Here is a 342-nt window from a genome sequence, read left to right on the forward strand (position 1 = left end):
GGATTATATGATGAAAAGAAGCATGCTCATGCAATTACGTATTGAGCGTGCCAGGAATCGCCTTCACGTCCTGGCAGAAAAATACGGGGAGTTTCAGCATCCTGCTGTAATCAAACAATCTATGATATTGGATGAATTAATTAATCAATATAATAGAGCAGGAGAGCAAATAAAAAAGCCGATTGTATGACCAATCGACTCTGGGCGAGAAACTTTTGCCGGGTTCACTCGCCCCTTTATTTTAACAGATCAAGCTCAAAAACGGGATGCCGTCATGTAAATAAATTTTAAATTAAAATGCGAGGAAGGAGTCCAGATCATGCAGACATGTGCGTATTGCGG

General features: G+C 40.6%; 1 protein-coding gene. It reads left to right on the forward strand.

The annotated features are described in order from the left end of the window. On the forward strand, window positions 1-190 hold a 190-nt coding region (locus FE296_RS00195), incomplete at its 5' end, for an aspartyl-phosphate phosphatase Spo0E family protein (protein WP_317889394.1). Window positions 191-342 lie beyond the last annotated feature (152 nt).

Source organism: Paenibacillus sp. UASWS1643, assembly GCF_008693195.1.
GTDB lineage: Bacteria > Bacillota > Bacilli > Paenibacillales > Paenibacillaceae > Paenibacillus > Paenibacillus amylolyticus_B.